The 19,643-nt window shown below is 70.6% G+C and carries 16 protein-coding genes and 1 riboswitch; of the genes, 5 read left to right on the plus strand and 11 right to left on the minus strand.

Going from position 1 to position 19,643, the window contains the following annotated elements; genetic code table 11:
• The first annotated feature begins 257 nt into the window (after positions 1 to 257).
• The 3 genes from FZ025_RS19435 (at position 258) to lolA (ending at position 5,375) form a co-directional block, all read left to right on the plus strand.
• Positions 258 to 2,630, plus strand: a complete 2,373-nt coding sequence (locus FZ025_RS19435; RefSeq protein ID WP_104558565.1) for a DNA translocase FtsK — start codon at positions 258 to 260, stop codon at positions 2,628 to 2,630.
• 152 nt (positions 2,631 to 2,782) lie between these two features.
• On the plus strand, positions 2,783 to 4,675 hold the full coding sequence (locus tag FZ025_RS19440; protein WP_208803693.1) for a DUF3857 domain-containing transglutaminase family protein: 1,893 nt from the start codon (positions 2,783 to 2,785) through the stop codon (positions 4,673 to 4,675).
• Between the two features lie 73 nt (positions 4,676 to 4,748).
• Positions 4,749 to 5,375 carry an outer membrane lipoprotein periplasmic chaperone LolA gene (lolA, locus tag FZ025_RS19445; RefSeq protein WP_046980194.1) on the plus strand — a complete coding sequence of 209 codons (627 nt, stop codon included), beginning with the start codon at positions 4,749 to 4,751 and terminating at the stop codon, positions 5,373 to 5,375.
• Positions 5,376 to 5,448: 73 nt separating this feature from the next.
• Here the strand turns inward: lolA and xopZ are convergent, their stop codons facing one another.
• On the minus strand, positions 5,449 to 9,594 hold the full coding sequence (gene xopZ / locus FZ025_RS19450) for a XopZ family type III secretion system effector (protein WP_208803694.1): 4,146 nt from the start codon (positions 9,592 to 9,594) through the stop codon (positions 5,449 to 5,451).
• Positions 9,595 to 9,944: 350 nt separating this feature from the next.
• On the opposite strand from xopZ, the gene FZ025_RS19460 reads away from it, so the two are divergent.
• The gene (locus tag FZ025_RS19460; RefSeq protein WP_244292549.1) at positions 9,945 to 11,255 is read left to right on the plus strand and encodes a replication-associated recombination protein A; all 1,311 of its coding nucleotides are present in this window, start codon (positions 9,945 to 9,947) and stop codon (positions 11,253 to 11,255) included.
• Position 11,256: 1 nt separating this feature from the next.
• Positions 11,257 to 11,327, plus strand: a riboswitch (Fluoride riboswitch).
• Positions 11,328 to 11,438: 111 nt separating this feature from the next.
• Complete coding sequence (gene crcB / locus FZ025_RS19465) at positions 11,439 to 11,858, plus strand: fluoride efflux transporter CrcB (RefSeq protein WP_104558564.1); 420 nt, start codon at positions 11,439 to 11,441, stop codon at positions 11,856 to 11,858.
• Positions 11,859 to 11,885: 27 nt separating this feature from the next.
• On the opposite strand, the gene FZ025_RS19470 is transcribed toward crcB, so the two are convergent.
• From FZ025_RS19470 to FZ025_RS19515, 10 genes are all read right to left on the minus strand, one after another.
• Positions 11,886 to 12,218, minus strand: a complete 333-nt coding sequence (locus tag FZ025_RS19470; RefSeq protein ID WP_104558563.1) for a DUF3325 domain-containing protein — start codon at positions 12,216 to 12,218, stop codon at positions 11,886 to 11,888.
• On the minus strand, positions 12,215 to 13,837 hold the full coding sequence (locus FZ025_RS19475; RefSeq protein WP_046981988.1) for a PepSY-associated TM helix domain-containing protein: 1,623 nt from the start codon (positions 13,835 to 13,837) through the stop codon (positions 12,215 to 12,217). Before FZ025_RS19475 ends, FZ025_RS19470 begins: the two co-directional genes overlap by 4 nt.
• On the minus strand, positions 13,834 to 14,181 hold the full coding sequence (locus FZ025_RS19480; protein ID WP_104558562.1) for a DUF3649 domain-containing protein: 348 nt from the start codon (positions 14,179 to 14,181) through the stop codon (positions 13,834 to 13,836). Before FZ025_RS19480 ends, FZ025_RS19475 begins: the two co-directional genes overlap by 4 nt.
• A gap of 256 nt (positions 14,182 to 14,437) precedes the next feature.
• Positions 14,438 to 15,109 carry a tetratricopeptide repeat protein gene (locus FZ025_RS19485; protein ID WP_104558561.1) on the minus strand — a complete coding sequence of 224 codons (672 nt, stop codon included), beginning with the start codon at positions 15,107 to 15,109 and terminating at the stop codon, positions 14,438 to 14,440.
• Positions 15,103 to 15,594 carry a cytochrome c-type biogenesis protein gene (locus FZ025_RS19490; RefSeq protein ID WP_046977799.1) on the minus strand — a complete coding sequence of 164 codons (492 nt, stop codon included), beginning with the start codon at positions 15,592 to 15,594 and terminating at the stop codon, positions 15,103 to 15,105. The genes FZ025_RS19485 and FZ025_RS19490 overlap by 7 nt, the downstream gene beginning before the upstream one ends.
• Complete coding sequence (locus FZ025_RS19495; protein ID WP_046977798.1) at positions 15,591 to 16,133, minus strand: DsbE family thiol:disulfide interchange protein; 543 nt, start codon at positions 16,131 to 16,133, stop codon at positions 15,591 to 15,593. The genes FZ025_RS19490 and FZ025_RS19495 overlap by 4 nt, the downstream gene beginning before the upstream one ends.
• Entirely contained in the window at positions 16,130 to 18,112 is a 1,983-nt protein-coding gene (locus FZ025_RS19500; protein ID WP_046977803.1) for a heme lyase CcmF/NrfE family subunit, read from the minus strand. The genes FZ025_RS19495 and FZ025_RS19500 overlap by 4 nt, the downstream gene beginning before the upstream one ends.
• 58 nt (positions 18,113 to 18,170) lie before the next feature.
• Positions 18,171 to 18,647: a cytochrome c maturation protein CcmE gene (gene ccmE / locus FZ025_RS19505; RefSeq protein ID WP_046977797.1), complete on the minus strand. Its 477-nt coding sequence runs from the start codon at positions 18,645 to 18,647 to the stop codon at positions 18,171 to 18,173.
• A complete protein-coding gene (gene ccmD, locus FZ025_RS19510) occupies positions 18,631 to 18,846 on the minus strand; it encodes a heme exporter protein CcmD (protein WP_046977796.1) in 216 nt (71 codons plus the stop codon). Before ccmD ends, ccmE begins: the two co-directional genes overlap by 17 nt.
• Complete coding sequence (locus tag FZ025_RS19515; RefSeq protein ID WP_046977795.1) at positions 18,843 to 19,643, minus strand: heme ABC transporter permease; 801 nt, start codon at positions 19,641 to 19,643, stop codon at positions 18,843 to 18,845. Before FZ025_RS19515 ends, ccmD begins: the two co-directional genes overlap by 4 nt.

The raw sequence follows: 19,643 nt of genomic DNA on the forward strand, positions 1-19,643 counted from the left end.
GGCCTCCGGCGTAGTCGCATAGAGTGGCGGCCGGCCTGGGATGAATCAAGCCGCGTGGTGAGAACGCTGCGGCCTGCGGCAGTGCGCCGCCTTGCGCACGCCGCGTGTCCATGCCGCCGCGCGGCGCCGCGGCGCCGCGGGAGAGGGCGCTGGACGATTCGGGCGTCGCCTGTCGATCCGGCGCCGACTACTGAAATGCCAGGCCGATTCGTTTATTATCAATCACTAACGGTGTATTTCTAAGGTCTGGTCATAGCGTGGCGAAGCAGGTTCCGGAACGCGGCAAATCCCAGGGCGCCAATGCGGCCGCACGCAAGCAGGCCGCCGCGGCCAATCCGCGCCGGCAGAAGCTGTGGCGCGACCTGGCGCTGATCGCGATCGCGCCGCTATTGCTGTATCTGCTGGCCAGCCTGGCCACCTATTCGGCAACCGATCCGGGCTGGTCGCATACCGGCAGCGTGATCGCGCCGGTGCACAACATGGGCGGCAAGTTCGGCGCCTGGATCGCCGACGTGCTGCTGCAGCTGTTCGGCTACGTGGCGTTCCTGCTGCCGCTGGTGATCGGCGCGGTGTCCTGGATCGCGCTGTTCGGCATGGACAGCGATGGCGACGGCGCGGCCGACCTGGGCCCGGCGCTGCGCCTGGTCGGCATCGTCGGTTTCCTGATCGCCGGCACCGGGCTGCTGCACCTGCGCCTGTTCGGCGGCGACGTGGCCGGCGCCGGCGGCATCCTCGGCAAGCTGGTCGGCAGCTCGCTGAGCGCCGGCTTCGGCGCGCTGGGCGCCAACCTGTTCGTGCTGGTGCTGCTGCTGGTGTCGATCACCCTGGCCACCGGCTTGTCGTGGTTCGCGCTGATGGAGCGCATCGGCCGGGCGGTGATGACCCTGCCGACGCTGGCGCGGCGCGGCAGCCAGCAGGCCAACGAATGGCAGCAGACCCGCGCCCTGCGCGAAGAACGCGAGGAAGTGCGCAAGGTCGATGCGGTGCAGCGCGCCAGGCGCGAGCCGGTCAGGATCGAGCCGCCGCCGGCGCCGGTGGTGGAGAAGAGCGAGCGGGCCAAGCGCGAGCAGCAGATCCCGTTGTTCCACGGCGCCGGCGGCGACCAGTCCGGGGTGCCGCCGCTGGCCCTGCTCGACGATCCCAAGCCGCAGGTCAAGGGCTACTCCGAGGAAACCCTGGAGACCCTGTCGCGGCAGATCGAGTTCAAGCTCAAGGACTTCCGCATCGAGGCGCAGGTGGTCGGCGCGTATCCGGGGCCGGTCATCACCCGCTTCGAGATCGAGCCGGCGCCGGGCATCAAGGTCAGCCAGATCAGCTCGCTGGACAAGGACATCGCGCGCGGGCTGTCGGTGAAGTCGGTGCGCGTGGTCGACGTGATCCCGGGCAAGTCGGTGGTCGGCCTGGAGATCCCCAACGTCAGCCGCGAGATGATCTACCTCAGCGAGCTGCTGCGCTCCAAGGAATACGACAAGTCGCCCAGCCCGCTGACCCTGGCGCTGGGCAAGGACATCGCCGGCCGCCCGACCGTGGCCGACCTGGCGCGCATGCCGCACCTGCTGGTCGCCGGCACCACCGGCTCGGGCAAGTCGGTGGCGGTCAACGCGATGGTGCTGAGCCTGCTGTACAAGGCCTCGGCCAAGGAACTGCGGATGCTGATGATCGACCCGAAGATGCTCGAACTGAGCGTCTACCAGGGCATTCCGCACCTGCTGGCGCCGGTGGTCACCGACATGAAGGAGGCCGCCAACGGCCTGCGCTGGTGCGTGGCGGAGATGGAACGCCGCTACAAGCTGATGAGCACGGTCGGGGTGCGCAACCTGGCCGGCTTCAACAAGAAGGTCAAGGACGCGCAGGACGCCGGGCAGCCGATGATGGACCCGTTGTTCAAGCCGGCATTCAATCCAAATGCAGCGGACCTGGCCGAGGCGCCGCGGCCGCTGGACACGCTGCCGTTCATCGTCATCTTCATCGACGAATTCGCCGACATGATGATGATCGTCGGCAAGAAGGTCGAAGAACTGATCGCGCGCCTGGCGCAGAAGGCGCGTGCGGCCGGCATCCACCTGATCCTGGCCACCCAGCGCCCGTCGGTGGACGTGATCACCGGCCTGATCAAGGCCAACATCCCGACCCGCATCGCGTTCCAGGTCAGTTCCAAGATCGACTCGCGCACCATCCTCGACCAGTCCGGTGCCGAAACCCTGCTCGGCCACGGCGACATGCTGTACCTGCCGCCGGGCACGGCGATGCCCGACCGCGTGCACGGCGCCTTCGTCAGCGACGAGGAAGTGCACCGCGTGGTCGAGCACTTGAAGGCCAGCGGCCAGGCCGACTACATCGAGGGCGTGCTCGACGAAGTGCAGACCATGGGCGACGGCACCGTGGTCGGCGCCACCGGCCTGCCGGAGAGCGGCGGCGGCGGCGGGGACGAATCCGATCCGTTGTATGACGAGGCCTTGCGCATCGTCACCGAGACCCGCCGCGCGTCGATCTCCGGCGTGCAGCGGCGGCTGAAGATCGGCTACAACCGCGCCGCGCGGCTGATCGAAGCGATGGAGGCGGCCGGCGTGGTCAGCCCGCCCGAGCACAACGGCGACCGCAGCGTGCTGGCGCCGCCGCCGCCGAAGTGAGGCGCGCGACGCGGCCCGCATCCCGGTTCCCGGCCATCGCGCGCGTCCTGCGCAGCGGGGCATGCGATGCTGGCGGCCGTTCCCGCTCGCTGCCGTCGCCGACGCCCCGAACCGCCTGCACCCTGCGCCTGCTGCTGTGCGCCGTCCTGGCCATGGCCGGGTCCGCTGCCGCCGCGCAGCCGCCAGCCGCCGCGGCGGCCCGCCCGACCGCGGCCACGCCCGAGGTCGCCAACAACTACAGCTACGTGCGCTACCGCGCCGACTACGAGGTGCGCGACGACGCCAGCAGCGTGGAGACCGACGAGTACGAACTACTGCTGAGGACCAAGGCCGGCGTGGACAAGTTCAGCCAGGTGCGGCTGAGCTACAGCGAGAAGCTGGAGACGCTGGAGGTGCTGGCCGCCTACGCGATCACCCCGGACGGGCTGCGCCACGACGTGCCGGCCGACAAGATCTACACCCAGGAAAGCTATTCCAGCGCCTCGGCGGCGATGTACGCCGACCGCAAGGTCAAGGTGGTGGTGTTCCCCAATCTGATGCCGGGCACGCGGCTGGTGTACCGGGTGCGCCGCACCCAGACCGTGCCGTACTTCCCCGGCTACTTCAGCCTGTGGGAGACCTTCAGCGTGTTCTCCCAGTACGACGACGCCACGGTGACCCTGGTCGCGCCGCGGCGCATGCCGATGCACCTGTACACGCGCGGCGTGGACGGTGGCAACAAGCCGAAGATCGACGGCGATCAGGCGCGCTGGGAATGGCGCTACCAGCGCCGCGAGCCGATGAAGAGCCAGAACTGGGCGGCGGCGACCTGGGAATTCAGCCCCACCATCATGGCCAGCAGCTTCCGCCGCTGGTCGCAGATGGGCCAGGCCTACCAGCGCAGCAGCGGCGTCGCCGCGCAGGTCACGCCGAAGGTGCGCGCGCGCGCCGAGCAGATCACCGCCGGCATCGGCGGGCGCCGCGCGCAGGCCGCGGCGCTGTACGAGTGGGTGGCGCGCAACATCCGCTACGTGGCGGTGTACCTGGGCAACGGCGGGCTGGAGCCGAACAGCGCCGACAGCATCCTCGACAACCACTACGGCGACTGCAAGGACCACAGCGTGGTGCTGGAGGCGCTACTGGCGGCCAAGGGCATCGCCAGCACGCCGGTGCTGATCGGCGCCGAAGGCGGGCCGACCCTGCCCGAGGTGCCGGTGCTCGGCCGCTTCAACCACGCCATCACCTATCTGCCCGAGTTCAAGCTGTACGTGGACTCGACCAATCCCTATGCGCGCTTCGGCCAGCTGCCGGCCGGCGATCTCGGCGTGCCGGTGCTGCACACCGTGGACGGCGCCGTGGCGCGGACCCCGCCCAACGACGCGCGGGTGAACCTGTACCAGGCCGAGGCCGACTACCGCTTCGCCGCCGACGGCAGCCTGCGCGGCACGACCAGGCTGGACAGCGGCCAGATCGGCGAGATCGGCCTGCGCACCATGTTCGTGCAGCTCAATACGCAGAACCGCACCCGCATCGAGGAATCGATCCTGGCCGCGTCCGGCTTCGACGGCAGCGGCGAGCTGGAGCTGCAGGGCGCGCCGCAGGACCTGAGCCGGCCGTTCGGCTACGCCTATCGGTTCCGCGCCAGCGACTACGTCGACTTCGGCGTGGTCGGCGGCATGACCCTGCCGCAGATGCCCGGCGCCGATTCGGTGCGCGGGGTGTATGCGACCACCTCGGCCGAGCGCAACCTGACCCCGTTCTACTGCAACGACAACGCGCGCCGCGAGAGCTACCGGCTGACCTTCCCGGACAGCGTGCCGATCATCGCGATCCCCGCCGACAGCCGTTTCCGCAACGCCGCCGGCGACTACGCCGCGACCTGGGTGCGCGACGGGCAGACCGTGGTCGCCACGCATACGCTGCACCGGCGCGCGGTGCATGGCCCGGAGGCGCTGTGCCAGCCGCAGGACTACGCCGCGTTCCGCGAGCTGTACCAGCAGGTGCGGCGCGGCTTCCGCGGGCAGATCCTGTACGGCGACCTCGGCCGCATGCAGACCGAGCACTGAGCGCGCCGCGTCTGATCGCCTATTCAGCTCGTTCGCGGCACACTTTCCACACGCCATCCGGAACTCCCTGCGCATGCTTCGCATACTTCGCTCTACCGTCCTTGCCACCGCCTTGCTGGCCGGCAGCGCCTTCGCCGGCGCGCGCGACGACTTGAACACCTTCACCCGCGGGCTCAAGGGCCTGGACGGCCTGTTCGCGCAGAAGGTCTACGACGGCAAGGGCGCGCTGAAGGAAACCGCCAGCGGCCGCGTCGCGCTGTCGGCGCCGCGCCTGTTCCGCTGGGAATACCGTACGCCCTACACGCAGCTGATCGTCGCCGACGGCGGCAAGGTCTGGATCTACGATCCGGACCTGAAACAGGCCACGGTGCGCACCCAGGGCGCCGAGGAACAGAACAGCCCGCTGACCGCGCTGATCGACCCGGGCAAGCTGGACCGCCAGTACGACGTCAGCGAGGAAGCGGTGGCGCGCGATGGCCTGCAGTGGCTGTCGATGACGCCGAAGGTGGACACCGAGGCCAGCTTCCAGATCGCCAAGCTCGGTTTCGATGGCGGCGGCCTGGCGCGGATGGACGTGATCGATGCGGTCGGCCAGCGCACCGAGATCAGCTTCAGCGGCTGGAAGCGCAACCCGGCCTTCGCCGCGGGCACCTTCCGCTACGTGCCGGACAAGGACGTGGACGTGGTCGGCGACCGCTGAGGCGCCGGCCGGGCCTGCCCGATCGGGGCAGGCTCAAGCGGGGGCAGGTCTGCGCGGCGGCGTGTCGGCGGTTTTACGGGACCGGTTCGTAAGGCGTCCATTGGCCGACCGTGCGCATCGCCTCGGCCAACTGGTTGGTCTGCCGTTTGACGAAGAAGTCGATGCCGCGCTCGCGCTGGCGCTTGCCCTTCTCGCGCAGGATCAGCATGGTGGGTTCCCACACCGCCGGCTGGCTCAGCAGCGCGTCGAAGGCGCGGTCGGCCTGCGCCGCCTCCGCCTCGCGCCCGGCCATCCGCAACAGCTGGCTCTGCGCGCGCAGCGCATCCAGGCGCGGTGCGGCCTCGGCCTGCAGCGCCCAGTCCACGATCAGCGAGGCGAAGCGGTTGTCGCTCATATGCACGCGAACTCTGTCCATGAAGTCTTCGAGCTGGCGCTCGGCCACCAGGTAAAGGCGCTGTTCGTCGACCTTGCCCTGCAGCTTGGCGATGCCGTAATTGGTCCATAGCGCCCAGTTGCGCCGCACGTCGCGTTCGAACTGGGCGAAGCTCTGGAACTCGAAACCGCTGTCCGTGCGTACCGGATCGATTTCGTTGTTGAACATCCACAGCGTGGAAAACGTGGTGCTGCCGGCCGAATGCAGTTCCTTGCTGAAACCGGCCTCGAGCGTGCCCGTCGACAGCCGCGCGACCGGCGTGGGCAGGCCATCCGCAGCGCCGGGGCGATGCCACTGCCGGGCCACCACGCTGGCCGAAGCGCGCGCGCCCATGTCGACCCTGGACTGCGCCGTCGAATCCTTCAGCAGCATTTTCATGTAGCCGGCGATCGGCGTCTGCGAGCTGGCGGTTTCGCGGCGCGCCTTGACTCCCAGCGACGCGCCGAGCGTCGCGCGCCGCGGTCTACCGTCCATCTCCCCCACGCGCACGCCGGCGGTGGCGGCGATGCTGGATTCGGTGCTCGACGACTGCCGCTGGGCACCGGCGATCACACCGACGGTGATGGTGGGATGCTGCGCCAGCAATTCTCCCAGCAGGTCGCGTTGCGCAAGCGGCGCGCCGTCGCTGCCGGCCTCGCCGGCCAGGCGCAGCAGATGCTCGAACATGGCCAGGAATTGCGCGCGCTGCTCCAGTTCCTGGCCTTTGCCGCGCCGTGGCACGCGGATCTGCACGCCATTCTCGATACTCGACTCCATCTTCAAGCGCCATTCGGCCGCTGCGCCGAGGCCCACCGGCGCGGCTTCGGTGCCCGGCAGCAGCAAACCGGCGCTGATTCCCGCCCCGGCCTGCACCTGGCGCGACGCCTGTCGCCCGATCTGCAGCGACAGGCCGGTGCGCCCCATGTAGATTTCTACCGAAGCCTCTGCGCTCGCTTGTCCGCCCAGCACCAGCTTCAGGCCAAGCCCGGCGGGGATCACCGCCAGCGCGGCGGACAGCGGCGATGCGTTGAGGCCGAGCACGCGTTGTTCGGTGATGCGCAGCTTGTCGCGCCATGCCAGATTTCCCAGCAGGTCGCGCAGGGAATCGAACAAGGCGCCAGGCGATCGGACGCGGGAGCTGTCGCCATCGTGCAGCAGGCGGCTGGCGCTGGCGACAACCTGATGGAAACGGTGGCGTTCGGCGGATTCCATCGCGTCCTCGCCGGCGCTTGTGGCGGCCTGCTCGCGGCAGTCGAGCAGGCCGCGCTGGAGCAGGCGCATCGTTTCCGGCAGCCGCATGCCGCCGGCGCGCAATGCGGTCCAGGCGGCCTCGACCGCGGGATGGCACGATGCCGCGGGTCCAGCCGGGTCCGTGGGCGAGGAACGCGCGGCGCGGCGCTGCAGGTCCAGGCCGCGCCGCTCGATTTCGCGCAGCAGTCTGGGGGTGAATGCGAGCTGCGTCAGGTCCTGTTCGGACGGACTCCAGCGCACATATTCCGCAAGCGCCTGCATGGCCAGCTCCTGCGCTGCCGGCCTCTGCCCGGCCGCACGCTGGGCATGGCGTCGCGCGCTCAGCCAGCCGGTCAGGTGCGCCGCGGCCTTGCGCAGTTCCTCGCCGGCGCGCCGCGATGCGGTGGGCAGCGCTTCGGCGGCGGCCACCCGCGTTCCCAGTTCCAGCGCATGCAACGGGTTGAGTTGGCTTCGGTGTGCGGTCGCGCTGCCGGCACGTGCCCATTGCGCGAACATCTGCAGGCAGGCGTTGACTTGCGCATAGGGCGATCCGGCGGCAGCGCTCTCATAGCCGTTGCGCAATGCGTGGAAAGCGCTGCGTTGCATCTGCGTGGCTGCCTGCAAGCCGTGCGTCGGCGATGCGCCATGCAGGGCATGCTGCGCCCCGGCCTGGGCCGCGCCCAGCCAGGCGCGTTGGGCGCCCTGCGCTGCTGCCGTATTCGCACGCAGCTGGTCGGCGCGCAGATAGATCTGCGCGGCCTCCAGCTGTTCCTTGGACGGCGGCGTTGGCGCGGCCCCCAGCATCTGCGACAGCACCTGCATGCCGCGCGGCACGCCGGCCAGCAATCCGACGCAGGCGGCGGCGACCGCGCTCAACGCCGGCGGCGTATCGGCCGCTGGCGCCGGCACCAGTTCGCGCAAACCGATCGCGCGCAGCTCGCGCAGGGCCTGCGCGGCCTGCGCGACGTCGCCCTTGGCGGCGATCGACAGCGCCTGCAAGCCGATCCCGATTGCGTCGACCGGCGACAACGCTTCGCTGCCGAACGCATCGGCACGCGCCTGCACAGCGGCGGCCCAGGTGCGCAAGGTCTGTTCGCCGGCCGCGCACCGCGTCTCGGCACGGAAGCCTGGCAGGGCATCGAGCAGGCGTTCGGTGGCATCGGCGGGGATGTTGGCGAATGCGGCCTGCATCGCATCGTGCTGCGCTTCGGTACTGGACAGGTCCTGATCCACCTGGACCACGGCCTGTTGCATCCGGCCTTGCGCTTCCTCGAGCGCATGCACGGTCCGGTCCTGCTGCCAAAGTTCGCTCGTATTGACCTTCGACGACTGCCGCGCTTGGTCCAATTGCGCGTCCACGCGCTGCAATTCGTCCTGCAGCCGCCGCTTCTGCCGCTGGCAACGCTCGCCGTGGCCGCGTTGCAGGGTCTGCATGCGTTCGTGCTGCAACAGCCGGGTGCGCAGGGTTTCCGTCTGCGCGCCTGGCGGGCCGAACACAGCCGATGCCGACGCAGAGACGGTTGCAGCGCCGGGCGCGCCTGGCGGGCAGCGTTGCAGGGCGTGCAGATGCGCCTGTGCCTGCGCATGCGCGCGTTGCAGCGCTTCCAGCTCGGCATTGGCATCCGTGAGCTTTTGCGCCAGCGCCTCGGCCTGCGCGCTACCGCGGCCGAAGAAGACGGCCTTGGCAAGTGCGTTGCCATTGCTTCGCGCGCGGCCGAGTTCGTCTTCGAGCCGGGCGAGCGCCGCACGCGCCTGGGCGATGCCGGTATCCGCATTCGCTGCCGCCGCCGGCGATCCGGCCGGCGCCGCGGATCGCAGCGGCTGGCCGCGACTGTTCGCGGCTGCCAGTGCGTCGCGCGCGGCCGCGAGGTTCGGCTCCAGTTCCAGCAGCGCGGCGGAAACCGCGTCCGCTTGCGCATCGCATCGCTGCATCTGCCGGACCAATTCGGCACGCTGCTGGCTGAGCTGGGCGATGCGGTCGCCAAGGTTGCCGGCTCGGCGCGCCAGCAACGCCAACCGCTCGCGCGCCGCCTGCAACGTCTGTGTATGCGCGTATTTCAGTTCGTCGGTATGGCGCCGGGCAATGCCGGTCGCGAGGCGTCCATTGGCGTGCTCCAGGCGGGACAGCAACGCTGCATTCAGATCCGGCGCGGCAGCGGGCTGTTGCGCGGTAGCGTCGGGCTGGCGCACGGCGGCGGCGCGGTCCGCGTTGTTGGCAGAGCCGGCGGAGGACGCATAGCGAAGCAGTTCGCGATGCGGCAGCGGCGTTCCGCTGTCCAGTCCCAGGATCGCCCCTGCCTTGCGCCAGGGGAGGGTCAACGACCGCCGCTTGTCCGCGCCTACCGGCGTGAATGGAACCGCCTTGTTCTGCGCCGCCTTTTCCAACAGTGCGGCCGACCAGGTCAGGGGAGCGTCTTGCGCCGCGATCAGGTCGGCTTCGAACGCGGCTGGATCGGGAGTTGCCAGCTTGTTGTGCGTCTGCCGCCGTGCCGAGGGCGCGGATGGATGCGAGACGGTTTCGGCCATGCCCGGTAGGCAGGCGGAAAAACCATATGGCCGCAGTGGAAAAATAGGCATAGGAATGATTCGCGCAATGGAATTTCACGTTCGATCTGCCCTGGGGAGTAGCGCCTTCGCATTCGATCGATGTGGCGAGCCGTGGCCTCCGGGCTTCCGCCCGCGTGGACTGAGAAGGTCCCATGCCCCGGTCGATCGCGAACGCCGGCCGGCGAAGTGGCGTGTTGAAAACGGAACGTCCGCCGGCGCTGCGGCAGCGCGGTTGGCCGCTGCGCGAACCGCTCACGAGCGTCCGCGCCGATCGGAGTGAGCGCCGCACCTCGCACGCACGCCGGCGATAGAATAGGCAGGTGGCCAAGCGCAGACTCCTCGCCGATACCCCCGACCTGTTGAGCGTCGATCGCGATGCGATGCGGCCGCTGGCCGAGCGCATGCGCCCGCGCACGCTCGACGAGATGGTCGGGCAGAAGCGCCTGCTGGCGCCGGCCAGCGCGCTGCGCCGCGCGGTCGAGTCCGGGCGCGTGCATTCGATGATCCTGTGGGGGCCGCCGGGCTGCGGCAAGACCACCCTGGCGCTGCTGCTGGCGCACTACGCCGAGGCCGAGTTCAAGGCGATCTCGGCAGTGCTGTCCGGCCTGCCGGAAGTGCGGCTGGTGCTGGCCGAGGCCGCGCAGCGCTTCGCCGACGGACGCCGCACGGTGCTGTTCGTCGACGAGGTGCACCGCTTCAACAAGGCGCAGCAGGACGCGTTCCTGCCGCACATCGAGCGCGGCACCATCCTGTTCGTTGGCGCCACCACCGAGAACCCCTCGTTCGAGCTGAACTCGGCGCTGTTGTCGCGCTGCCGCGTGCACGTGCTGGAATCGGTGTCGCCGCAGGACATCGTCGAGGCCTTGCAGCGGGCGCTGCACGACAGCGAGCGCGGCCTCGGCGGCGAGGCAATCCAGGTGTCGGACGCGGCGCTGCTGGAGATCGCCAGCGCAGCCGACGGCGACGTGCGGCGTGCGCTGACCCTGCTGGAGATCGCCGCGGAGCTGGCCCAGGGCGAGGCCGGCGAGATCACTCCGCAGACCCTGCTGCAGGTGCTGGCCGAGCGCACCCGCCGCTTCGACAAGGGCGGCGAGCAGTTCTACGACCAGATCTCGGCGCTGCACAAGTCGGTGCGCAGCTCCAATCCGGATGCGGCGCTGTACTGGCTGACGCGCATGCTCGACGGCGGCTGCGATCCGTCCTACCTGGCGCGGCGCCTGACCCGCATGGCGATCGAGGACATCGGCCTGGCCGATCCGCGCGCGCAGCAGATGGCGCTGGAAGCCTGGGACATCTACGAGCGGCTGGGCAGCCCGGAGGGCGAACTGGCCTTCGCGCAACTGGTGCTGTACCTGGCCAGCACCGCCAAGTCCAACGCCGGCTACGCCGCCTTCAACCAGGCCAAGGCCGAAGTGCGCGAGAGCGGCACCCAGGACGTGCCGCTGCATCTGCGCAACGCGCCGACCAAGCTGATGAAGACCCTCGGCTATGGCGCGCACTACCAGTACGACCACGACGCCGAGGGCGGCATCGCCCTGGACCAGACCGGGTTTCCGGATGCGATGGGCGAGCGCGTGTACTACCGGCCGGTGGAGCGCGGCCTGGAGATCAAGCTCAAGGACAAGCTCGACCGGCTGCGCGCCGCGCGCGCGCAGGCGCGGGCTGACAAGGCCAAGCCAACGCGCTCATAATCGGCATCAAGGAGATGGCATTCCTCCTCGAACCGCCCGCAGTCCCTGCGCGCTGATGATGCCTGCCCAACCCCCGCCGGGGCGGCAGGCCTGCGCCCCGGCATCGCCCGATCTGGAGACCACGATGCCGCACCTCGTTTTCGTTTTTCCACCCCGCCGCACCGCCGCGTCCCGGAGCCGCGCATGAACTTCGCCCTGTGGTGGCAGCAGTTGCTGCTGGCGATGGCCGGCGGCGCGGTCGGCTCCGGCTTGCGCTTCGCCGTCGGCAGCGCCTTGCTGCAGCGCTACGGTGCCGGTTTCCCGTGGGGCACGCTGACGGTGAATCTGGTCGGCGCCTTCGTCGGCGGTTTCCTGATGGTCTGGATCGAAGGCAGGGGCGCCAGCGCGCCGTATTGGCGGGCGCTGCTGATCGTGGGCCTGATCGGCGGGCTGACCACGTTTTCCTCGCTGATGATGGAGAGCCTGGTGTTCCTGCGCGGCGGGCGTGGCGGCATGGTGCCGATCTACCTGGCGATCACCCTGGCAGCGGGATTGCTGCTGGTGTTCGCCGGCGCCCGCGTGGCCATGGAATTGCGCCCGCCGGCGGCCAGCGCGGCCAGCTGATCCTCGCCGCCGCGGCGCTCCCAGGCCTCAGGACAGCAGGGCGGCGGCCAGACCCAAGGGCGGCGCCGCCAGCGCCAGCGGCACGATGACGCGCGGCCGGTACGGCAGCAGGCCGTAGGTCAGCAGCGCGGCGCTGGCACTGAGCGTGCCCAGCCACAGCACCGGGCCGATGCTCCAGCCCAGCGCGCTCACGCAACAGGCGAACGCCGCGCACAGCAGCAGCCAGCCGCCGATGCGCAGCTGGCGCATCCGCGCCGGCGCGGCGCGGCGCGCGGCGTACAACTCCATCTGGTGCTTCTCCATCGCCAGGCACAGCGCGACGAAGCCGGAGAAGGCCAGGCCCAGCCCGAGCAGGCTCATTGCACCTCCAGCCCCGTGTCCGAGACGGGCTGCGCCGCCGCCGCGCGTTCGCGGGCGCGGCGTTCGGCCGCCGACAGCGACGGCTGCCAGCGCTGCATGCGCCGCGCGGCCAGCGCCAGCGCACAGCCCAGCCCGAAGCAGACCAGGTCCACCCCGGCCAACGCCCAATCGCCGGCCGGGATGCTGTTGCCCAGATGCGCCTCGCTGGTCAACGCATTGAGCACCGGCAGCAGCGCGAACAGTGCGGCGCCCAGGTACAGCTGCCAGGCCCACATCACGCGCCTGGGCCAGACGAAGGCGGCCAGCAGCGCCGCCGCCCAGGCCAGGAAGAACGCGGCCGCTTCCTGGTCCGGGCGCTCGGCCACGTGCACCGGGATCAGCCGGTTGCCCCAGAAATAGGCGGCGAAGGCGATCGGCAATCCGGCCACCGTGCCGATGTTCAGCGCATCGACCAGGCGCAGGCCGAAGCCGATCCGGCCGGCCTTGGCATGCTTGGGCCGCTCCTTGACCGCCCACAGGATCACTCCGCTGGCCACCATCAGGCAGCCGAGCAGGCCGGAGCCGAAGAACAGCCAGCGCAGTCCATCGCCGGCGAAGTGCGCCAGGTGCAGGCCGTACAGCGTGCTGCGGGTCTGCGCGGCCGCGCCGGGGTTGCCGCTGCGCGCCAGGACCTGCCCGCTGCCGGCGTCCAGCAGCAGCGACGGCGGGTCGTAGGCCAGGCGCTGGCCCTCGCCCTGGCGGATCTCGATCACCGCCGCGGCGTCGCCCGGGTTGTACAGCGAAAATCCGGCGATCGGCGCCTGCGCACCCCATTCGGCGCGCGCCACGTCCAGCAGGCGCGCGATCGGCAGGCGCCGGCCCGGCTGGCCGCTGGCTTCGCGGGTGTTTTCCGGCTGCTGGAACGCTTCGGCATAGAACGCCGCCTCGGCATCCGGATAGGCGAGCTTGATGCCCCACGGCAGGTACATCAGCATCAGCGTGACCAGCCCGGTGTAGGTGATCATGGCGTGGTAGGGCAGGGCCAGCACCGCGCTGACGTTGTGGAAGTCCAGCCACGAGCGCTGGCCCTTGGCCGGGCGGAAGGTGAAGAAGTCCTTGAAGATCTTCTTGTGGGTGATGACCCCGCTGATGATCGCCACCAGCATGAACATCGCGCAGAAGCCGACGATGTAGCGCGCCCACATGACCGGGATGTAGTGCAGGTCGAAGTGCAGGCGATAGAAGAAATCGCCGCCGCGGGTGTCGCGCGCCGTGCTGGCCTCGCCGCTGAGCGGGTCCAGCAGCGCGTCGCCGAACATCTGCTTGCGGCTCTGGGGGCTGCCGTCGGCCGGCGGCGGATTGCGCCAGAACAGCTGGGTGAACGGCGAGCGCGCGCCCGGCAGCGACACCGTCCACTGCGGCGACTGCGGCGCATCGCGCTCCAGCAGCGCGACCGCGCGCGCGGCGACGGTGTCCGTGCCCAGCGGCGCGCGCGGCAGCTCCGGGCGCATCCAGCGACTGATCTCGTTGCGGAAATAGCTGGCGGTGCCGGCCATGAAGATCAGCAGCAGCACCCAGCCGACCAGCAGGCCGGTCCAGGTATGCAGCCAGGCCATCGATTGGCGGAAGCCCTGCTTCATGGCGCGTGCTGCTGCAGCCAGGCGATGGCCAGGGCCATCGGCGCCAGCAGCGCGACGATGCCGAGCCAGGCGCGCGCCGCGCTACGCGTGGCGAAGGCCCACAACGCAGTGCAGGCGCAGGCCAGGATGCCCAGCATCATGCCGCTCAGCACCGCCTGCGCGCGCAGCGACGGCCACAGCAGCGGCAGCAGCGCGGAGGTCGCCGCGGCCAGCGCATAGCCACCGAAGATCGCCGCCAAGGTCCGCGACAGCACGCCCAGCCAGGGCGGCAGCGGACGCCGCGGCGCAGCGGGCGTGCTCGGCGCGTGTGGATCGTGCAGGGGCGTTGGCGAGACTGGATGCATGGGAGCCTGTTGGGGAAAGGCACCGGCTTGGCATCGGGCTAGGCGGGAGCGTGGCGGCGGCAGGGAATGCCGATTGCGTTAATGATACGCATTCCTATCTTACCTGCGCAACGCGCAGGCATGGCCGCGATGCGCGGGCTGCGCCGCCGCGCAGCGGCGGCAGCGAGCGAACGGTCCGCGCGTACGGACCGAAGCCGGCGACCGATCCGCGGCGAATGGCGGCGACTCGCGGCGGTCGCGATCGGTCGGGCCGGCTTCAGCGCGTCGCCGCGTTGCTGGGGGCGGGGTTGCCAGGGGCGGGCGCCGCGGCCATCGCCTCGGCGGCGGCGATCTTCTGCGCCACCGCCTCGCGCAGCGGGGAAGCGTCGGGCAGCAGGCTGCGCAGGCGCCGCCAGTGCGCCGCGGCGTTGCCGTAATGCCGCCGCTGGAATTCGCCAATGCCCAGCATCCACAGCGCGCGCTGGTTGTCCGGCTGCTGCGCGAGCACGCGCGCGAGCATGCCGTGCGCGGCCGCGCCGACGGCGAAATCGGGTTGCTGGGCCATGTCCGCCTCGACCCAGCCGAGCATCGCCTCGCTGTTGTCCGGATCGATCCGCAGCGCCTGCGCGTAGGCATCGCGCGCTTCGACAGGACGTTTCTCCTGCGCGGCGGCCACGGCCTGGTCCATCCACTGCTGCAGTGCCGGTGGCGCCGCGTCTACGGCGGGCGCCGGCGCGGCTTGCACGGGCACGCCGGCGAGCGCGGCCGGGTCGCCAACCAGCAGATACAGGCCGGCGCTCGCCAGCGGCAGCGCCACGGCCAGCAGCGCTGCGGCGGCAAGGCGCAGCGTGCCTGCGCCCGGATGCCGGCGCAGCAGCGGCCACAGCAAGGCGCCCAGCGCGGTGCCGAGCATCAGCGTGGCGGCGATGCAGAAGCCGGCCGTCACCATGGTTCTTCCGGCTCCGGTTCTTCCCGCACCGCCTGCGCCGGCAACCCGGCCCGGCGCCGCTGCCGCAGCGTGGCCGCCACCATCGCCGCGCCGCCGAGCAAAAACAGCAACGGGCCGAACCACAGCAGCCAGGTGCCGGGCGCCAGCGGCGGGTCGTAGAGCACGAACCGGGAATAGCGATCGACCATGTACTGCTTGATCTGCGCGTCGCTGCGGCCGGCCTGCAACTGCGCGAACACCTGGTGGCGCAGGTCGCGCGCCAGCGTGGCGTTGGAGTCGGCCAGGCTCTCGTTCTGGCAGACCAGGCAGCGCAACTGCGCGGTCAGGTGCTGGAAGCGCAGCTCCTGTTGCCGATCCTGGAACGGCAGCGGATCCACCGCCTGCGCCGCCGCCGGCAGCGCATGGGCGAGCAACAGCAACAGCAACAGTTGCCACGGCATGCTTCGTCGCCGGCTACGCCGCGTTCGTGGAGACGGCCGGCTCATCGCGGCGCTGCGCCCAGCGCGGCGATGGCCGGGCGCAGTTCGTCGGCGATCAGCGCGGGGGTCAGCGCGCCGACATGCTTGTAGCGGATCACGCCCTGGGCATCGATCAGGAAGGTTTCCGGGGCGCCGTAGACGCCGAAGTCGATCGCGCGCTGTCCGTCCTGATCGACCACGACCAGTGCGTACGGATTGCCGTGCTTCTCCAGCCAGGAGCGCGCGTCGCGCGGGTCGTCCTTGTAGGCGTAGCCGACCAGCGCCACGTCGAGGTCGTGGGCGTGCGCCAGCAGCACCGGATGCTCCTCGCCACAGGCCAGGCACCAGCTGCCGAACACGTTGAGCAGGTAGGGGCGGCCGCGCAGGTCGGCGCTGCCGGCGTGCTGCGCGGGGTGGTCCAGGCGCGGCAGCGAGAACGCCGGCGCCGGCTTGCCGATCAGCGGCGAGGGCAGCTCGCGCGGGTCGTGCGCGCGGCTCCAGTAGATGCCGAAGCCGAACAGCGCGGCCAACAGCAGGAAGCCGAACAATGGCAGCAGCCGGCTCATGGCGACACCGCCGATGCTGGGGTGGCGGCTGCGGCAAGCTGCGCGCCATGCGCGAGCGCATGCGGCGCACGCAAGCGCCGTGCGCAGGCGCTGACGAAACCGCCGAGCATCATCAGCAGGCCGCCCAGCCAGATCCAGCGGATGAACGGCTTGTAGTACAGGCGCAGGGTCCAGGCGTTCTCGATGTGCTGGTCGTCCATCGGCTCGCCCAGCGCGACGTACAGGTCGCGCGTGACGCCGGCATCGATCGCCGCCTCGGTCTGGATCCGCTCGCTGGAATACAGGCGCTTCTGCGGATGCAGCACCGCCACCGCCGCACCGTCGCGGCTCACCGTCAGCGTGCCTTGCTCGGCCTTCCAGTTGGGCCCGTCGATCATGCGCACGCCGTCGAAGCGGAAGGCGTAGCCGCCGAGCTGCTCGCTTTGCCCGGGCGCCAGGCGCACGTCGCGCTCGATCGACAGGCTTTGCGACAGCAGCACGCCGGCCACGAACACCGCCACGCCGGCATGGGCCAGCAGCATGCCGGCCAGTTCCGCCGGGAAGCGGCGCCCGCGCGGCGCCTCGCGCAAGCGCTTGCAGGCATACAGCGCGGTGCCGACGCCGATCCAGGCCGCCGCGGCGACGCCGGCCACCGCGCGTGCCGAGCCGTCGGTCAGCACGAAGGCGACCAGCGCGCAGGCCAGTGCGGCCAGCACGGCGCGCACGGCCACTGCCTGCAGCGCGCCGGGTTCGGTCCGGCCCCAGCGCAGATACGGGCCGAACGGCAGCAGCAGCACCACCGGCAGCATCAGCAGCGGGAACAGCAGGCCGAAGTAGGGCGGGCCGACCGAGACCTTGCCCAGCTTCAGCGCATCGCCGAGCAACGGGAACAGCGTGCCCAGCAGCACCATCGCCGCGGCCACGGTCAGCATCAGGTTGCCGACCAGGATCGCGGTTTCCCGCGACAGCGCCGCGAACGGCTTGCCGGCGGCCAGCCGCGGCGCGCGCAGCGCGTACAGCAGCAGCGCGCCGCCGACCGCCACGATCAGGAAGCCGAGGATGTACAGGCCGCGGCGCGGGTCGGCGGCGAAGGCGTGTACCGAGGTCAGCACGCCCGAGCGCACCAGGAAGGTGCCCAGCAGCGACAGTGAGAACGCGAGGATCGACAGCAGCAGGGTCCAGGCGCCCAGCGCGCCGCGTTTTTCGGTGACCGCCTGGGTGTGGATCAACGCCGCGCCGACCAGCCACGGCATGAAGCTGGCGTTCTCCACCGGATCCCAGAACCACCAGCCGCCCCAGCCCAGTTCGGCATACGCCCACCAGCTGCCGGCGACGATGCCGGCGGTCAGGAAGCTCCAGGCGACGTTGGTCCACGGCCGCGCCCAGCGTACCCAGGCCTGCTGCTGTTCGCCGCCGAGCAGGGCGGCGATGGCGAAGGCGAAGGCGACCGAGAAGCCGACGTAGCCGGTGTAGAGCACCGGCGGGTGGAACACCATGCCCGGGTCCTGCAGCACCGGGTTGAGTTCGTTGCCGTCCAGCGGCATCGGCGACAGCCGCGCGAACGGATTGGAGGTGAACAGCACGAAGGCCAGGAACCCGGCGGCGACCAGGCCGAGCACGCCGATCACGCGCGCGGCGAACGCCTCCGGTAGCTGCCGGCTGCTGCGCGCCAGCAGCAGCGTCCACAGATTGAGGATGGCGATCCACAGCAGCAGCGAGCCTTCGTGCGCGCCCCATACCGCGGCCAGCCGGTAATACCAGGGCTGCGCCAGGTTGGCGTTGGCGGCCACGTAGCGCACCGAGAAATCCAGGCGCAGCAGCGCATAGGCGAGCAGGGCGAAGGCCAGCCAGGCGAACAGCGCCTGCGCGCAGGCGGCCGGCCGCGCCACCGCCATCAATGCGCTATCGCCGCGCCAGGCGCCGAGCAGCGGCAGCACGCCCTGCGCCAGCGCCAGCAGCAAGGCCAGGATCAGCGCGAGCTGGGCCAGTTCTGCGGTCATCGCGGCAGGGCGGCCGAGTGCGGCCAGCGCAGCGCGGTGCGGCAGGTCGGCATCGGCTTCATGGCGTCGCGGACGGGGCGGCCGACGCGGAAACCGCCGCCGCGGTGCGGCCCTCATGGGCCTGCGCCATCGCGTCCTTCAGTTCCTGCGGCATGTAGGTCTCGTCGTGCTTGGCCAGCACTTCGGTGGCGACGAAGCCGGCGCCGTGCAGCGAGCCGGTGGCGATCACCGCCTGGTTGTCGCGGAACAGGTCAGGCAGGATCCCGGTGTAGGCGACCGCGGTGGCGCCGGAGGTGTCGATCACGGTGAAGTCCACCCGCAGCGCATCGGCGCTGCGCCGGATCGAGCCGGCCTTGACCATGCCGCCGAGGCGGAACACGCGGTAGCCGTCGGCCTGGCCGGCCTGCACCTGGCTCGGCGTGAACAGATAGCTGATGTTGTGCTGCAGGGCCAGCACGAACAGGCCGGTGGCGAGCGCGGCGGCGCCCAGCACCAGCAGCACGACCAGCAGGCGGCGTTTACGCGTGGGATTCATTGGCGGGACCGGGCAAGCGGGAAGATGCGCCGCGCTGGCGCCGCGCCTGTTCGCGCAGCAACTGCGCGCGCGTCTGCGCGAGCAGGCGCTGCTGTCGCCAGCGTGGCAGCAGCGTGTCCAGCAGCAGCACCAGCAGGAACAGCGCATAGGCTGTCCACACGTAGGCGGCGTAGCCGCCCATCGCCCAGAAGCCGCTCATGCCGCATGCTCCACCGCCGCGCGGGGTTCCGGCAGCGGTGCCGGCGCGTGTGCGGCCAGCGCGATCGCCCGCACCCAGCCCTTGCCGCGTTCCAGCGCCAGCAGGTCGCTGCGCATGCGCCCGAGCAGGCTGGCCAGGTAATAGCACTTGCTTGCCAGCACCGCGGTCAGCAGCGGCCACAGCATCGCCAGCGGCATCTTCGACGGGCCGAGTACACGTACCGTGGAGCCCTGGTGCAAGGTGTTCCACCAGACCACGGAGAAATGCACGATCGGCAGGTTGATCAGCCCGACCAGCGCCAGCAGCGCGGCGGCGCGCGCGCCCTGGCGCGGATCCTCGATCGCGCGGTACAGGCCGATCACGCCCAGGTACAGGAACAGCAGCACCAGTTCCGAGGTCAGCCGCGCGTCCCAGGTCCACCAGGTGCCCCACATCGGCTTGCCCCACAGCGAACCGGTGCACAGGGTGATGAAGGTGAACGCCGCGCCGATCGAGGCGGAGGCCATGCACGCCACTTCGGCGACTTTCAGCCGCCAGACCAGGGCGACGCCGCCGGCCACGCCCATCGCGACATAGACGAACAGGCTCATCCACGCGCTGGGCACGTGGATGAAAATGATCCGGTAGGCGTCGTGCTGCTGGTAGTCCGGCGGCGCCAGCACCAGCCCGCCGTAGAACGCCACCGCGCCGAGCAGCAGCGCCGCGCCCAGCGCCCACGGCCGGATCGTGCCGGCGACGCGGTAGAAGGTCGGCGGCGAGGCGAGCCGATGCAGCCATTGCGGAATCCACTTGGCCAT

Source organism: Xanthomonas hyacinthi (assembly GCF_009769165.1).
GTDB lineage: Bacteria > Pseudomonadota > Gammaproteobacteria > Xanthomonadales > Xanthomonadaceae > Xanthomonas_A > Xanthomonas_A hyacinthi.

Coding starts and splice junctions, on each gene's coding strand:
- ccmD (WP_046977796.1), bottom strand. CDS start 18,846: ATGAGCGGCTTCTGGGCGATGGGCGGCTACGCCGCCTACGTGTGGACA.
- FZ025_RS19470 (WP_104558563.1), bottom strand. CDS start 12,218: ATGAGCCTGCTCGGGCTGGGCCTGGCCTTCTCCGGCTTCGTCGCGCTG.
- FZ025_RS19440 (WP_208803693.1), top strand. CDS start 2,783: ATGGCCGGGTCCGCTGCCGCCGCGCAGCCGCCAGCCGCCGCGGCGGCC.
- FZ025_RS19495 (WP_046977798.1), bottom strand. CDS start 16,133: ATGAGCCGGCTGCTGCCATTGTTCGGCTTCCTGCTGTTGGCCGCGCTG.
- FZ025_RS19515 (WP_046977795.1), bottom strand. CDS start 19,643: ATGGCCAAGTGGATTCCGCAATGGCTGCATCGGCTCGCCTCGCCGCCG.
- FZ025_RS19500 (WP_046977803.1), bottom strand. CDS start 18,112: ATGACCGCAGAACTGGCCCAGCTCGCGCTGATCCTGGCCTTGCTGCTG.
- xopZ (WP_208803694.1), bottom strand. CDS start 9,594: ATGCCTATTTTTCCACTGCGGCCATATGGTTTTTCCGCCTGCCTACCG.
- FZ025_RS19485 (WP_104558561.1), bottom strand. CDS start 15,109: ATGGTGACGGCCGGCTTCTGCATCGCCGCCACGCTGATGCTCGGCACC.
- FZ025_RS19480 (WP_104558562.1), bottom strand. CDS start 14,181: ATGCATCCAGTCTCGCCAACGCCCCTGCACGATCCACACGCGCCGAGC.
- ccmE (WP_046977797.1), bottom strand. CDS start 18,647: ATGAATCCCACGCGTAAACGCCGCCTGCTGGTCGTGCTGCTGGTGCTG.
- FZ025_RS19475 (WP_046981988.1), bottom strand. CDS start 13,837: ATGAAGCAGGGCTTCCGCCAATCGATGGCCTGGCTGCATACCTGGACC.
- FZ025_RS19490 (WP_046977799.1), bottom strand. CDS start 15,594: ATGAGCCGGCCGTCTCCACGAACGCGGCGTAGCCGGCGACGAAGCATG.
- lolA (WP_046980194.1), top strand. CDS start 4,749: ATGCTTCGCATACTTCGCTCTACCGTCCTTGCCACCGCCTTGCTGGCC.
- FZ025_RS19460 (WP_244292549.1), top strand. CDS start 9,945: ATGCGGCCGCTGGCCGAGCGCATGCGCCCGCGCACGCTCGACGAGATG.
- crcB (WP_104558564.1), top strand. CDS start 11,439: ATGAACTTCGCCCTGTGGTGGCAGCAGTTGCTGCTGGCGATGGCCGGC.